This window comes from Pseudoxanthomonas sp. LjRoot143 (genome assembly GCF_964252945.1).
Lineage (GTDB): Bacteria > Pseudomonadota > Gammaproteobacteria > Xanthomonadales > Xanthomonadaceae > Pseudoxanthomonas_A.
On sequence record NZ_CAXUPM020000001.1, the window covers coordinates 4,029,799 to 4,044,318 of the forward strand.

Consider the following 14,520-nt stretch of genomic DNA (forward strand, 5'->3'; position numbering starts at 1 on the left):
TTTGCGTGGCGGATTGATGGGAGGTGACGCGACGTCGCCAACTGTCCTTCAAGGCAGCCGCTTGAACGTCGTGGTCTGCAACACCGGCTGGCCGTCCTTGCTGAAGAAGGCCTTGGTCTCGGTCAGCGTGGCGCCGTCGGCGCTCACCGAATAGATGCGGGTGGACGAGGGCGTGCCCTGGTAGGCCAGCTGCACCACGACCACGTTCGGTGCCGGCATCTTCGCGGTGCCCACGTCGGCCCAGTAGCTGCCGCTGACCTTGCCCGGCGTGCCATCCAGCGCCAACGTGGCGGCCGAATCCATCTTGCCGCCGTCGGGCGCGATGATCTCTATGTCGGTCTGCCACGTACCAGCGTCGGGTTGCGCGAACGTCAGCGTGACGCTCTTCGGACGCGCGTCCGGCGGCATCGGCAACGATGCGATATCGAGCGCCCAGCGTCCGACCAGTGGCGACGCAGCGAATGCGGGGACGGCGTGCAGCAACAGAGCCGTCAGCAGCAGGGTAGACAGGGTCTTCATGGTGGCTCCCGTCAGGCGGACCGCGCGACCATGCCACCGTCGATGCAGACCTGTCCAGCCGAGGGACGTCGCGATGGTGGCAGTACTGGTGTCCAGCACTCGCCTGCCGGATGATGCGCATCGCCAGATGATGCAGGAGCGAGCGCCATGGACGACGACAGGCCGTATGGGTACGAAGTCTCGCTGAAGATCGAGCATCCCTCGATGCATCCTGCTTTCGTGACCGCCGCATTGGCGATGGAGCCCAAGGTGGCGTGGGCGGTGGGTGAGCCACGGCGCGACCGGCATGGCGCCGTCGTCCCGGGGGTGCGCGAACAGTCCTACTGGCTGCACAGCTTCGGCGAGGGAGACGACAACCTCACCTCATTCCTGCAGGAGATCGTGTCGCGCCTGGAGCCTCATGCTGCATTCTTCCGCGAGCTGGGCGCCACGGGAGGAGGGTTGCAGCTGTTCGTCGGGTACTTCGTCAGCGCGCCGAACACGTATGTCGCCCTCGATCCCGACCTGATGGCGCGCTGCGCCGCATTGGGCGCGCATCTCTACTTCGACATCTATGCCTGATCCGGGATCGCCCGCATGACGGACGTTCCGCCCTACAACGCCCGGCTGATCGTGAAGCTGCCGAACACCGGCGCTTCCTGCTGGCCTTCGAACTCGCGGCTGCGGTAGTAGCGCGCCAGCGCGAACTTCCAGCGGCCCTTGGTGATTGCCAGGCCCGCGCCGACTTCGCCGACGAAAGACTTCTTGTCCACGCTGTGGCTGTCCTTCCACGTGTTGCCGTCCAGGGTGATGTCGCGCAGCACCCAGCGCGCATCGGTGGTCAGGAACAGATGGAAGCCGACCGGCCCGCCGGGCGAACGGCTGCGCGTGGGCGCGGTGTTCTCGCCGGCCGGGCGCAGCGGCGTGCTGCCGAAGTCGTCCGGCAGGTGGCGGCCGAAGCGCAGCTCGGCGCCGGCGTTCGCGTAGGTCGCCAGGTTGCCGAGGCTGCCGCCGTAGTGGGTGATCGCATCCCAGCCCCAAGTGCCTTTCTCTTCCGGCGAGAAGCGGCGCATGCGTTCGTGGACGATGCGGAACACCGGCTCGTCGCGCAGCTGGTTGTCCCAACCCTGGAAGGGCTCGTCGCCGAGCATCTTGTGCACTTCGTTCTGGATCTGTTCGCCGCGTGCGGACGGCCCGACGATGCCGAACTGCAGTTGCGTGGTGCGCAGGTGGTCGCCGTTGCGCGCGTTATAGCCCAGCCCGACCAGCAGCGCCGCCGCATACGGCCGGTCGTCGACGATCAGGTCGCTGCGGGTGAAATCGGTGGGGGTGAAGATGGCGTGCGCGAAGGTCGCCACCATGTTCTGCTGCTCGAAGCCTTCCGGCGTCAGCGCGTTGAGATAGCCGTTCACCCAGCGCGCCAGTCGCGGCAGGCAGGGATCATCGGTGTAGTCGGTCAGGTTGGGCGAGACCAGCGTGAGCTGCACACCGTTGCTGTAGCCCTGGTCCTGGTTGCCGAACAGGTCGTTGTCGACGCGGAAGTTGACCGTCGGCGGCAGGTCGGTGCGACGGTCGCACTGGTCGGCGGCGAAGGCGCCGGTGGAAGCGAGAGCGGAGAGAGCGAGGAAGCGGCTTGCGATCCGTGCGCGCGAACTCATCAGGACACCTGGCCTGCGGACGTAGGGGGAGGAACATGGTGTCCGTCCCCGCGTGAAGACCGCATGCGCGTCAGTGCACCAGCCGCGCCGCCACGCTGTCGAGGTCGTAGCCGAAGCCGCCGTCGAGGCGACGCACGATGTCGGCGCTCGCCGCGGCATGCAGGAAGGCTGGCGTGATCTGGTAGCCGTCCGGAGACACGCCGATGTGGCTGGCGGTGCGGCTGTCGCCTTCGGCCTGGCTGACCAGGTCGCCGAACGCGACCACGCGCAGCACCAGCGAGGCTTCCTCTTCCAGCGTCAGGCCATGCCCGCCGATCTGGCGCGCGATGACGTTCATGCCGGTGCAGGCGAGATCGTCGCCGTCGTACTCGCCGACCGGCATCGCGCCGTTCATCACCGCCTGGAACACGTCGATGCCGAAGTTCAGCAGGGCAGGATCGACCGCAACCACGTCGACCGCATGACGCGGCAGTTCGTCGTACCGTTGGATCTGGGGCATGGCCGGCTCCTCGGTTCGTCGGGGGAAGGTCCGTTCTAGGCAGGCGGGCGGAAACATGGCGTGACGAGCGCCGATGCACGGTATTCACGAGCCGGAACCGTGCACAACGCGGCGACCACGACAGCGCTACCATCGGCGCATGAGCACCTCCGCCGCCATCCGCTTCACCGCCCCGCTGCACCGCCCGGCCGAACCCAAGGGCGCCACGTGGACCTTCCTGGTACTGCCGCAGGCCGCCAGCGCGAAGCTGCCCGCGCGCAGCATGACGACGGTGGAGGGCACGTTCGCGGGCCAGCCGTTCCAGGCCACGCTGGAGCCGGATGGCGAAGGCAGTCATTGGCTGAAGGTCGAGAAGGCATTGCGCGAGGCAGCGGGTGTCGCCGCCGGCGACAAGGTCGACCTGGTGATCGCGCCGGTAAAGGACGAGCCCGAGCCCACCGTGCCCGCCGACATCCGCAAGGCGCTGGCCGCCGCACCGGAAGCGAAAGCCGTCTGGGCCAGCCTCACGCCGGTGGCGCGGCGCGACTGGATCCACTGGATGACCTCCGGCAAGAAGGCCGAGACGCGGGTGAAGCGCATCACCAGCGGCTGCGACATGCTCGCGTCCGGCAAGCGCCGCGCTTGCTGCTTCGACCGCTCCGGCATGTACAGCAAGGGCAACATGGGCGCGCCGGTCGCGGCGGACTGAGCCGCCGCGCCCTCGTCACCGGCGGGCGTAACGTTCCACATATGCGATGGCTGCAGCGCAACCGTCTTCACTGCGCATCCGGCTACCTAGGTCAGCGGCCCGGCGGCGCGCGCCGTCGCTGCCTGCAAAGACGACCGCTTCTCGGAGTTTGCCGGCCGTGATCGAAGCACCCTTCAGCGTGTGGGCCATCACCCCGGCATCGCGCAGGCGCGCGTTCCAGAAGAACTGGTCGCCCGCGAACGGCACGATGACCGAGGGAATGCCGGCGCGACACGTGGAATGCGTGGTGCCCGAGCCGCCGTGATGGATCGCCAGCGCGCAGCGTGGCAGCAGCCAGTCGTGCGGCACGTGGCCGATGGCATGGACGTTCGCCGGCAGCCGTGTCGTGTCGATGCCGCTCCAGCCTGCGTTGAACAGCGTGCGCCGCGAACCCAGTGCACCAACCACGGCGTCCACCAGCCTCGCGTTGTCGAAGCCGGCCATGCTGCCGAAGCCGACATAGACCGGTGGTTCGCCGGCATCGAGGAAGGCGCGCAGTTCGTCGGAAGGCGTGAACGCCGTCGCCAGCGGCGGTATCCACTGCCCGCAGACATGCGCGTTGTCCGGCCAGTCCGTGGGGCGCGGCACCAGTGCGGGCGACACGCCGTACAGCATCGGGTGGTCGGTCCACAGTGTGCGTCGTGGCGGCAGGCCTGCCTGCTCGCGTGCCCGGTTGGTTGCTTTGCGGAACAACCGCCAGCTCAGTTGCCCGAACAGCGTGTGGCTGGTGTGGTTGAACAGGCGGGGCGGGGTGAACGGCAGGAAGGGCGAGGCGAACACGGATGTCGGCGAGATCGGAATCAGCATCGCGCCGATCGCCGGCACGCGCAGTGCTTCGGCGGCCGACAGGCCGACGAAGGCGGCCAGGCCCGAGACGATCACCGCGTCGCAGCCGCGACCGGCTTCGATCGCCTGGTACAACCAGTCGCCGCTGTGTGCGATGGTGAGCTTGGCGAGGTTGCGCGTGATGTCGCGCATCGCACCGTCGGCGGCGATGGTCGCGCGGATATCGCCGGCCAGCGCCCGGGCCGGCACGCCGAGCGCCTGCGCGATGCCGAGCGTGCTGGCGTCGCCGAGCAGCTCGACCTCGTGCCCGGCCTGCATCAGCGCATGGCCCAGCGCGGCCAGCGGGCGGGTATCGCCTTCGGTGCCGTAAGTGATGATCAGCAGCTTCATGCGCGGAGGATACGCATGCGGGACCTCTCCGCAGTGAAGCGGCAGGCGAACCGGAACTCAGGGAAGGAGGGGCTGCGCGCCGTCGGTGTGGATCACGACCAGACGCTTGCTGCGGAACGGCAGGCTGACTTCCGTCGCACCTCCATCATCGAGGCGTTTGCCCTTCAACATCGTCGCGCAGTCGCCGCGGATGGGGCAGCGGTCGATCACGACCTGGAGGTCGTCGCCTGCCGTCCGGTAGGACACGCCGGCGGCGTAGTAGAGGCTCTCCGGCGGCGAGATGAAACGGATTCGTACGTTGCCGTCATCGCCCGCCTGCGCGACGACCGGCTGCACGGCGTTGCTGGAATAGTGCGGTTCCAGCGCCGCGCCCGCACAGGCGGCAACGGACGCCAGCATGAGGACCAGCATGCCGAGTGGCAGGGGAAAGCGGTGCGTCATCGCGCGTGATCCTCTGGCTGACCCTGTCGTCCGATGCCGCCCGACTCTAGTGCGTACATCCATGTAGGACAAACCGCCGGACTTCATTCACGCGCATGCACGACGGAAAGAAGAAGGCCCGCTTGCGCGGGCCTTCGTGGGGTCGTGAACACGCCGTAGCTTACTTCAGGCCGCGGTGCTCCAGCAGCGGTTCGACGCTGGGATCCTTGCCGCGGAACTCACGGTAGGCGGCGGCGAGATCGCGCGAGTGGCCGATCGACAGCACCTTGTCGCGGAACGTCTGGCCGTTCTGGCGGGTCAGGCCGCCGTCCTCGCGGAACCACTGGAAGGCGTCGTGGTCGAGCACTTCCGCGCCGAAGTAGGCGTAGTAACCGGCCGCATAACCACCGCCCCAGATGTGGCTGAAGTAGCTGGTGCGGTAGCGCGGCGGCACCGCGGCGATGTCCACCTTGTACTTGGCCAGCGCCTGCTTCTCGAACGCGTCGACGTCCTGCTTGCCGGCGCCGGCCGGCTGCAGGTGCCACGCCAGATCCAGCAGCGCGGCCGACAGGTATTCCGTGGTCGCGTAGCCCTGGTTGAACGTGCGTGCCTTGACGATCTTGTCGACCAGCGCCTGCGGCATCGCCTCGCCGGTCTGGTGGTGCTTGGCGTAGTTGGCGAACACCTTCGGGTCCAGCGCCCAGTGCTCGTTGAACTGCGACGGGAACTCGACGAAGTCGCGCGGCACGTTGGTGCCGGCCACGCTCGGGTACTGCGTCTTCGAGAAGAAGCCGTGCAGCGCATGGCCGAACTCGTGAAACAGCGTGGTCACGTCGTCGAAGCTCAGCAGCGCGGGCTGGCCGGCGGCGGGCTTGGTGAAGTTCTCCACGTTGTAGACCACCGGGATGTCGCCGGTCAGGCCGTTCTGCTCGACGAAGTTGCCCATCCACGCGCCGCCCTGCTTGCTCTCGCGCTTGAACGGATCCAGGTAGAACAGCGCCAGCTGCTTGCCGTCGGCGTCCATGATGTCGAACACGCGCACGTCCGGGTGGTAGACCGGGATGTCCTTGCGCTCCTTCGCGGTGATGCCGTACAGCGCGTGCGCGGCGAAGAACACGCCGTCCTTCAGCACGCGGTCCAGCTCGAAGTAGGGCTTGATCTGCGACTCGTCCAGGTCGAACTCGGCCTTGCGGACCTGCTCGGCGTAGAAGTCCCAGTCGGCCGCGCCGGCGGTGAAGCCGCCCTTCTGCGCGTCGACCACGCCCTGGATCTTGGCCAGCTCGGCACGCGCACGCGCGGTGGCGGCGGGCACGGTGTCGGTCAGCAGCTTCAGCGCGACCTCGGGCGTGCCGGCCATCTGGTCGGCGATGCTGTAGGCGGCGTAGTTCGGGAAGCCGAGCAGCTGCGCCTTGCGCGCACGCAGTTCGGCAAGGCGCTGGATGGTGGCGCGGGTGTCGTTGGCGTCGCCCTTCTCGGCGCGGCCCAGCGAGGCGGCCATCAGCTGCTCGCGCAGCGCACGGTCCTTCAGCGACCCGAGCGACGGTTGCTGGGTGGTGTTCTGCAGGCTCAGCAGCCACTGGCCGTCCTTGCCGGCGGCCTTGGCGGCATCGGCCGCAGCAGCGATGGCGCCTTCGTCCATGCCGTCGAGCTTCGCCTTGTCGGTCACGAACACGCCACCGGCATTGCCGGCGGCCAGCAGCTTGGTGCCGAACGCGGTGGTCAACGAGGACTCTTCGCTGTTGAGTGTGCGCAGTTCGGCCTTGTCGGCGTCGGACAGCTGCGCGCCGGCGCGGACGAAGCCGTCGTAGGTGTGCTCGACCACGGTCTTCTGCTCAGGCGTCAGGCCGAGCGTGTCGCGCTGGTCGTAGACCGACTTCACGCGGGCGAAGAGCTTCGGATCCAGGTGGATGCTGTCGCTGTGTTCGGCCAGCTTCGGCGCCAGCGCTTCTTCGGCGGCCTGCAGCGCGGGATTGGTGTTGGCGCCGGTCATCGCGAAGAACACGGTGGTCGCGCGGGTCAGCAGCGTGCCGCTGCGCTCCAGCGCCTCGAAGGTGTTGGCGAAGGTCGCCGGCTCGGCGCTGTCGGCGATCTTGCGGACCTCGGCGAGGTGCTGGCGCATGCCTTCCTCGATCGCCGGCTGGTAGTCGGCGTCCTTGATCTTGTCGAACGGCGGCGCCTGGAACGGCAGCGCGCTGGCGGTGAGCAGGGGATTCGCGCTTTCGGCGGACGTGGCGGCAGTGGCGGGCATGGCGGATTCGGCAGCAGGGCGGTCGCCGCAGGCGGACAGGGCGACGGCGATGGCGGAGGAGAGCAACAGCGTACGCAGCATGGAGAGGCTCCGGAACGGACAGCGGGAAGTACGACGGGATCGCCCGTCACGGTGGTGGACCGGCGCATAGCGTGCGCCAGTCGACGCCGGTCGGGGAGTGCCCCGGTCGATCCGCCGCGATGGGCAAAGCGCACGCCGTGGCGCCACCGGTGGACAGGGCCGGAAGGACGGATGCGGTATCCTCCACGCCCCCCGCAGGAATCCATCCGATGAGTCAGTCCGACGACAAACCCGGCAAGGTGAGCCAGGCGCAGGCCGAAGACGCCGTGCGCGTGCTGCTGGAGTGGGCGGGCGAGGACCCCACGCGCGAAGGCCTGCTGGATACGCCCAAGCGCGTCGCCAAGGCGTACCGGGACTGGTTCAGCGGCTACCAGATGGATCCGCGCGAGTACCTGGCGCGCACCTTCGAGGAAGTCGCCGGGTACGACGAGATGATCGTGCTGCGCGACATCGAGTTCGAAAGCCACTGCGAGCACCATATGGCCCCGATCATCGGCCGCGCGCACGTGGGCTATCTGCCGGACGGCAAGGTGGTCGGCATCAGCAAGCTGGCGCGCGTGGTGGACGTGTATGCGCGCCGCTTCCAGGTGCAGGAGAAGATGACCGCGCAGATCGCGCAGTGCATCCAGGACGTGCTGCAGCCGCGCGGCGTCGCCGTCGTGGTCGACGGCGCGCACGAATGCATGACCACGCGCGGCGTGCACAAGCGCGGCGTCAGCATGGTCACCAGCAAGATGCTGGGCACGTTCCGCGAGGACGCACGCACGCGCGCGGAGTTCCTGCGGTTCATCGAGACGGGTCACAACCGCCGTTGACGGGCGCCGATGTCCGATCCAGGTGGAGGGGTGGGCGTGGGAGCGACGTAAGTCGCGATGAATCGCCGCGGAGGCCCCTTCGCGACTTACGTCGCTCCCACAAACAGCCAGCCCTGCCATGACCCTCTGCCCCTGCGGCACCGGCCGCGATTACGCCGCCTGCTGCGGCCGCTACCACGCAGGCGAGCCTGCGCCCGATGCCGAGTCACTGATGCGCTCGCGCTACAGCGCCTTCGTGCTCGGCGATGCCGACTACCTGCGTGCCAGCTGGCATCCCGATACGCGCCCGGCCGAACTGGGGCTGGATGCGCCGGGTGCGGCGAAGACCACGTGGCTGGGGCTGTCAGTGAAATCGCACCGTGCGACCGGATCAGAGACGGCCGAAGTCGAGTTCGTCGCGCGCTACCGCATCGGCGGTGGCAGCGCGGTGCGGATGCAGGAGTCGAGCCGCTTCGTCCGCATCGAAGATCGCTGGTACTACCTCGACGGCGAGCATCGCTGAGCGCGCCGGCGCGTGCCGGCAGGCCTAGTCCAGCAACGCGAAGGTGCCGGTCCGGTCGAGTGCCTGCACCTGTGCGCGCGTGCGCTGGACGGCCGGATGCCCGGGTTCGAAGGTGGCTTCCACGTGCGCAAGGGCGTCTGCCAGCAATGCGCGGGCGTGGTCGCGGTCGTGGGCCCGGAGCGCGATCATCGCGCGCAGCATCAGGGCGTTGCGCAGCACGAACCGGTTGTTGATGGTGGCCAGGTGCTGGCGCAGCGGCACAACGAGGTCGGCCAGCAGCGCGTCGGCGTGCGTGTGATCTCCCTCGTCGTAGGCGACCCGCGCGAGCAGGTAGTGGTTGTAGAACCCCATGCTGTAGGCCGGCGGATAGGCTTTGAGCGCGCCCTCGTTCTGTTCCAGCAACCGCTGGGCCCGTGCCCTGTCGCCGTCGCCCGCGCGCAGCATGAGGCCCTGGGCCAGCGTGATCCGGTACAGGGGCTGCAGCGGGAGGTGGCTGCGGTCATGCGCGTCGTGCACCTGTTCCATCAGCGCGATGGCTTCGTCCAGCGTGGCGGCACGCGAGGCGGTGTCGCTCGACAGGATCAGGCGCCGGGCGAGCATGTTGCGGACGCGCAGCACGGTCTCGTGCCGTTCCGGGTAGGTGGCGGTCAGCAAGGCCTCGGCACGGCGCAGCAGCGCGACGCCGTCGCTCTCGCTGGACCGGCCGAAGACGCCCAACAGCGATCGCACGCGCAGCACGTCGGCGAATTCCGGATGCTGCTCCCCATAGTGCTGACGGACGATCCGCTCGGCGTGCTCGATGGAGGCCGCGCACGTCTCGAGCTGGCCGCCGGCGCACTGCAGGTTGGCCACCACGCGCCAGGCGCGGCCCACCAGCGGGTGCGCGTCGCCCAGGCGGCGCCGATAGTCGGAGAGCAGGTCGTCGGCGATCGTCTGGCCCTCCTCCACGCGGTCCTGCAGCAGCAGGTTCTGCGCGCGGATGCGACGCGCGTCGTTGGCGACCAGCGGAAAGTCCCTTTCGGCCAGGGCGATCGCGCGCTGCAGGTCGGCATCGGCCTCGGCGAACCGGGCCAGGCGCGTGCTCCAGTAGCCGCGCAGGATCAGCAGTTCCGCCTGCGAGGACGCCCGTCCGTGCTGCCCGGCCAGTGCCAGCGCCTCGTCCAGGGCGCGGCGTGCCGCGTCCGGTTCGGCCATGTCCCAATGGCTGCGCGCCAGTTCGGTCAGCAGTTGCAGGTGGGCCGTGGTGTCGTCGGCGCCATCGGGCACGGCCAGCCCCTCCCGAGCGGCAGCCTGCGCCTCGCGCGGCTTGCCGTGCAGGTTGAGCAGCGCGGCAAGCGTGGCCTGCGCCGTGGCCCGGGCCGCGGGATCATCGCCCTGCAGCCGGGCGGCTTCCTGCGCGAGCCGGACCGCACGCGGATAGTCGCCGAGCACGCTGTAGTTGCGCGCCAGCATCGACAGCCCGCGCGCCAGTACGACCGGATGCTCCTGCAGCGGCAGGGCGCGGACCCTGCGTTCGGTGTCCTGCAGCAGCGCGCGCGACGACAGCGGCGTATCGCCGAGGCCCGACACGGTGGCATGGCCCAGCATCTGTTCGAATACCTGCGACAGCGCGAGGCTGGACCGGGTCTCGTCGGCCGCGCTGCGTTCCCGCCAGGCGATCACGCCCAGGCTGCCCGCCATCACCAACACGGCCAGCGCGAGCAGCGATGCAGTCAGCCGGTGGCGCTGCAGAAGCCGCCCCGTGCGATAAGCCATGCCGCCGGCGCGCGCCTGCACGGGCCGTTGCTGCAGCCATGCCGCCAGATCGTCGCGCAGGGCGGCGATGGACGGGTAACGCTGCCCGGGGTCGCGCGCGATGCAGCGCGCGGCGATGGCATCCAGATCGCCCGACAGCGCACGCGCCAGCTCGCCCGACGTGTCGAAGCCGCGGGCCAGCGCGATGGATGAGGCTCCCTGCGCCGCGAGATGCGACATCAGCGAAGGACGATGCTCGTGCTGCATCAACACCGTCGACAACAGGCGCGTGGAGGCATGCGGCAATACGCCGCCGAGCAGGCGGTACATCAGCACGCCCATCGACCACACGTCCATGGTGACGGCGGGGAGGGCGCCGGACAGCGCTTCGGGCGCGGTATAGCCATCGGAAGCCGCGAGCCGCGGCACGGCTTCAGGGCTTGCGAGCGAGACGGTCAGGCCGAAATCCAGCATCTGCACCTGGCCGGTGTCGTTGACCATCAGGTTGGAGGGCTTGATGTCCTGGTGCAGCACCAGCCGTTCGTGGGCGTAGGCGAGGGCGTCGCAGGCCTGCACCAGCAGTTCCACGCGCCGGCGCAGCCCGGCGCCGCGGGCGTCGCACCAGGCGTCGATCTGTGCGCCGTGCACGTAGCGCATCGCGAACCAGGGCTGTCCGTCGGGCTCGACGCCGCCGTCGAACAGCGTGGCGATGCCGGGATGGTCCAACGCCGCGAGCGCTTCGCGCTCACGGCGGAAGCTCTCGACCAGCCGCGGCGATGTCAGTTCGCCGCGGATGCACTTCAGCGCGACGCGCTGCTGGTACTGGCCGTCGTCGCGCCAGGCCTCGTACACCGTGCCCATGCCGCCGGATGCCAGCACGCGTTCTATCCGCCACGGCCCCAGCCGGCTGCCGACCCGAGCGTCCGCCGCGTCGCTGATCATCAGCGCAGACGATCCTGGGGACAGCGCGTCCAGGGCGATCCGCGGCAATGTATCGTGTTCGCCCGCTTCCAGGGCTTTGTCCGACGCCAGCAGCGCTGCCAGCGCGCGGTGGGTATCCGGGTCGCGTTCCAGGAGCCCGGCCAGCAGCGCGGCGCGCTCTGCGGGCGGCATCGCCACGCAGTCGTCGAACAGCGCCAATGCACGGGCGAATGCCGGGCTCATGCCGGTCGGGTAGAGAGGGAGTGGGAGTGCGCCAGGCGGCCGGTGCGATCGAATGCGGACAGCATGTCTTCCAGTCTTCGCGCCGCCGGGTGTCGTGGGCCGAACGACGCCTTCGTGTGCCGTAGGGCGTCGACCAGGAACACCCGCGCCTGCCTCCGGTCGCCGCGTCCGGCGGCGATCTCGGCGCGCAGCAGCCAGGCATCGCGCAGGGAGAAGCGGTTGCTGGTGACGGCCTGGTGGCGTGCGAGCCCGGGCAGCAGGGCGAGTACCCGCGCCTCCGCACCCGGGGCATCACCTTCGCGAAGCAGCAGCTGCGCCTCGCACAGCCCATCGCTGAAGCGCGCGCTGTAGCCTTGCGGATAAGGTGCCATCACGCGCAGGTTTTCCGCCAGCAGGGCGCGCACGCGCGCGCGGTCGCCAGGGGTATCCCGCGCCAGCAGCGCCTGCGCCAGCGTGGACCGGTGGTTCGGTCGCAGCGGCACCCCCGTCGCGCTCTGTCGCGCCAGCGGCGCCTCCAGCAGTGCGAGCGCCTCGTCGAGGTTGCGCGCGCGTGCCTGCGGACTCGCGGGCCGTGCCGCGAGCAGGCGGCCACCCAGCTCGGTCTGCATCTTCTGGGTATGTTCGTTGCCGCGGGGATACCACGCCCGCATGATGGCGTACGCGCGCCGCAGCAGCGGAATGTCCGCGTCGGACTCGGGCTGCCGCCATGCGGCCAGCTGCGACCGGATGCGGAGCACGTCCGCGTAATCCGGATGCGACTCGCCTAGCGACTGGCGCACGACCACGTCGGCGCGTCCGATGGAGGTCGCGCACGCGTCCAGCTGCGCGTTGACGCACTGCGCATTGGCCAGGCGCCACCATGCGCGGCCGACGAGCGGATGCGCTTCACCGAGCCGCTTGCGCGCCTCTTCCAACTGCACACGCGCCACCTGTACCGCCTCGGTCGCGCGTTCCTCCAGCAGCAGCAAGCCAGCCAGCGAATGGCGCGCCTCGTTGGCGACCAGCGGAGCGCTCGCGCCAGCCAGGGCGATGGCCTGCTTCATGTCGCTCTCCGCGTCGCGGATGTGGCGCAGGCGGGCGTGCCACGAGCCGCGCTGCCGGTGGAGTTCCGCCTGCGCGACGCGGTTGCCCGATTGTTGCGCGAGCGCCATGGCCTGTTCGAGCGTCTTCTGGGCCTGCGCCCGCTGCAACTCGTTCCATTCGCTGCGGGCGATCTCCATCATCACTTGCAGCCTGACAGGCCGCTCATCGTCGGGCAGCGCCGCCAGCGCGAGCCGCGCTACCTGCTGTGCCTCCGCATGCTTGCCCTGCAGATTGAGCAGGGACGCCAGCGTGGCCTGGTCCTGCGCATCCGCGACCGGATCGCCCGCGGTCAGCGCCGCCGCCTCGCGTGCGAGCGCGGTGCCGCGCGGATAGTCGCCGAGTACCGTGTAGTTGCGGGCGAGGATCGCCAGGCCACGCGATAGCACGGCGGGATGCCTATCGCCGGCGACGGCCCGTATCCGCCCTTCCGTATCCTGCAGCAGTTCGCGCGAGGTCAGCGCGGTATCCCCCAGTCCCGACAGCGTGGCGATGCCCAGGGTCTGCTCGAACACGTCCGACAGGGCCAGCGTCGCAGCCGCCTCGCGCGCGTTGCGCTCGACCTGCCAGGCAGCGACGCCCGCGCCGACAACACACGTCACCAGGAGCAGGCTGGCCAACCCGACCGCGATGCGATGCCGGCTGACGAAGCGACCGCCGCGATACAGCACGCCTCCGTTCCGCGCCTGCACGGGACGTCGCCGGCGCCAGGCGAGCAGGTCGTCGCGCAAGGCGATGGCCGATGCATAGCGTTGCGCCGGATCGAGCGCGATGCAGCGCAGTGCGATGGCATCCAGATCCCCGGCGAGTCGGTGCGCCAGCGTGCGCCCGTCGCGGTGGCCGCGCACGCATGCGGCCGCGGCGGGCATGTCGCCGGCCACCTGCGACATCGACGCCGCCCGAGGAGGGGTGCCCTCCTTCACCAGCCACCAGGGCGAGGCGGTGACGGGCAGTCGATCGCACAGCAGCCGGTACATCACCATGCCGAGCGACCAGAGATCCGACGCGACGGTCGGACGATCGTCACTCGTGGCTTCCGGTGGCGCGTAGCCTTCGGAGATCGCCACACGGGGCGCCGGCGTGTCGACCGCCAGCGATGCCGTCAGGCCGAAGTCCAGCAGTTGCACTTGCGCGTCCGGCGTCACCAGCAGGTTGGTCGGCTTGATGTCCTGGTGCAGGACCAAGCGTGCGTGGGCGTACGCCAAGGCATCGCAGGCCTGTACCAGCAAGTCGATGCGCTGCTCCACGCTGGCGCGGTGCCGGTCGCACCATTGGTCGATCGGCATGCCGTCCACGTAGCGCATCGCGAACCACGGACGCCCGCTGACGTCGATGCCGCCATCGATCAGCGCGGCGATCCCGGGGTGCTCGAGCGATGCGAGCGCTTCCCGCTCGCGCAGGAAGCTCTCCACCAGCCTTGGCGATGACAGTTCGTGGCGCATGCATTTCAGGGCCACGCGCTGCCGGTACTGGCCGTCGTCGCGCCAGGCCTCGTAAACCGTCCCCATCCCGCCGGTCTAGATCACCGCATCGATTCGCCAAGAGCCGAGCCGTTGGCCCAAGCGCGGATCAGTGCCCGCAGGGTTGGCCTCGTGCTGGAACAGCTGGTCGGTCAGTCCGTCCAGTGCATGTTCCGGCGCATCGTTACCGGCCAGGTCGTCGTCGGTCGCCAGCAGGCGTTGCAGCGCGTCGTGCACGGCGGCGTCCTCGGCCGCCAATGCGGCCAGCGCGCGTTCCCGCGGTGCAGGCGCCAGCGCGACGATGTCGTCGAACAACGCCAGGGCCCGGATGTAGGCCGGGGTCACGGAGACGTCCCGGCGGCACCGGCCGTCAGCGCACGGCAAACCCGGCGTGCATGCGCCATGAGAGGCGGAACCGCGCTCGACTGCGGGGTGGCGATGACCGGACCTCCTCCGGA

General features: G+C 69.5%; 13 protein-coding genes. 4 read left to right on the forward strand and 9 right to left on the reverse strand.

The window, feature by feature from the left end:
* Window positions 1–48 precede the first annotated feature (48 nt).
* Window positions 49–519 (reverse strand): LuxR family transcriptional regulator, encoded by a 471-nt coding sequence (locus ACSQ1W_RS19350; protein WP_436045536.1) that lies wholly within the window; start codon window positions 517–519, stop codon window positions 49–51.
* Window positions 520–666: 147 nt separating this feature from the next.
* On the opposite strand from ACSQ1W_RS19350, the gene ACSQ1W_RS19355 reads away from it, so the two are divergent.
* A complete protein-coding gene (locus ACSQ1W_RS19355; RefSeq protein ID WP_436045538.1) occupies window positions 667–1,080 on the forward strand; it encodes a DUF4279 domain-containing protein in 414 nt (137 codons plus the stop codon).
* A 32-nt stretch (window positions 1,081–1,112) separates the two neighbouring features.
* On the opposite strand, the gene ACSQ1W_RS19360 is transcribed toward ACSQ1W_RS19355, so the two are convergent.
* Window positions 1,113–2,159 carry a lipid A deacylase LpxR family protein gene (locus ACSQ1W_RS19360; protein WP_436046251.1) on the reverse strand — a complete coding sequence of 349 codons (1,047 nt, stop codon included), beginning with the start codon at window positions 2,157–2,159 and terminating at the stop codon, window positions 1,113–1,115.
* A gap of 67 nt (window positions 2,160–2,226) precedes the next feature.
* The gene (locus tag ACSQ1W_RS19365) at window positions 2,227–2,655 is read right to left on the reverse strand and encodes a hypothetical protein (protein WP_436045540.1); all 429 of its coding nucleotides are present in this window, start codon (window positions 2,653–2,655) and stop codon (window positions 2,227–2,229) included.
* 139 nt (window positions 2,656–2,794) lie between these two features.
* Between ACSQ1W_RS19365 and ACSQ1W_RS19370 the strand changes: the two genes are divergently transcribed.
* Entirely contained in the window at window positions 2,795–3,343 is a 549-nt protein-coding gene (locus tag ACSQ1W_RS19370) for a DUF1905 domain-containing protein (protein WP_436045542.1), read from the forward strand.
* A 15-nt stretch (window positions 3,344–3,358) separates the two neighbouring features.
* Here the strand turns inward: ACSQ1W_RS19370 and ACSQ1W_RS19375 are convergent, their stop codons facing one another.
* The 3 genes from ACSQ1W_RS19375 to dcp form a co-directional block, all read right to left on the reverse strand.
* Complete coding sequence (locus ACSQ1W_RS19375) at window positions 3,359–4,558, reverse strand: glycosyltransferase (RefSeq protein WP_436045544.1); 1,200 nt, start codon at window positions 4,556–4,558, stop codon at window positions 3,359–3,361.
* A gap of 57 nt (window positions 4,559–4,615) precedes the next feature.
* On the reverse strand, window positions 4,616–4,999 hold the full coding sequence (locus ACSQ1W_RS19380; RefSeq protein WP_436045546.1) for a hypothetical protein: 384 nt from the start codon (window positions 4,997–4,999) through the stop codon (window positions 4,616–4,618).
* A gap of 160 nt (window positions 5,000–5,159) precedes the next feature.
* Window positions 5,160–7,307, reverse strand: a complete 2,148-nt coding sequence (gene dcp, locus ACSQ1W_RS19385) for a peptidyl-dipeptidase Dcp (RefSeq protein WP_436045548.1) — start codon at window positions 7,305–7,307, stop codon at window positions 5,160–5,162.
* Between the two features lie 209 nt (window positions 7,308–7,516).
* On the opposite strand from dcp, the gene folE reads away from it, so the two are divergent.
* Both folE and ACSQ1W_RS19395 read left to right on the forward strand, forming a co-directional pair.
* The gene (gene folE / locus ACSQ1W_RS19390) at window positions 7,517–8,122 is read left to right on the forward strand and encodes a GTP cyclohydrolase I FolE (RefSeq protein WP_192274124.1); all 606 of its coding nucleotides are present in this window, start codon (window positions 7,517–7,519) and stop codon (window positions 8,120–8,122) included.
* Between the two features lie 118 nt (window positions 8,123–8,240).
* A complete protein-coding gene (locus ACSQ1W_RS19395; RefSeq protein ID WP_436045550.1) occupies window positions 8,241–8,624 on the forward strand; it encodes a YchJ family protein in 384 nt (127 codons plus the stop codon).
* A 24-nt stretch (window positions 8,625–8,648) separates the two neighbouring features.
* On the opposite strand, the gene ACSQ1W_RS19400 is transcribed toward ACSQ1W_RS19395, so the two are convergent.
* The 3 genes from ACSQ1W_RS19400 to ACSQ1W_RS19410 are packed head-to-tail and all read right to left on the reverse strand — an operon-like array spanning window position 8,649 to window position 14,407.
* Window positions 8,649–11,522 (reverse strand): protein kinase domain-containing protein, encoded by a 2,874-nt coding sequence (locus ACSQ1W_RS19400; protein ID WP_436045552.1) that lies wholly within the window; start codon window positions 11,520–11,522, stop codon window positions 8,649–8,651.
* The gene (locus ACSQ1W_RS19405) at window positions 11,519–14,110 is read right to left on the reverse strand and encodes a protein kinase domain-containing protein (protein WP_436045554.1); all 2,592 of its coding nucleotides are present in this window, start codon (window positions 14,108–14,110) and stop codon (window positions 11,519–11,521) included. The genes ACSQ1W_RS19400 and ACSQ1W_RS19405 overlap by 4 nt, the downstream gene beginning before the upstream one ends.
* A 9-nt stretch (window positions 14,111–14,119) precedes the next feature.
* A complete protein-coding gene (locus ACSQ1W_RS19410; protein ID WP_436045556.1) occupies window positions 14,120–14,407 on the reverse strand; it encodes a hypothetical protein in 288 nt (95 codons plus the stop codon).
* Window positions 14,408–14,520: the final 113 nt, after the last annotated feature.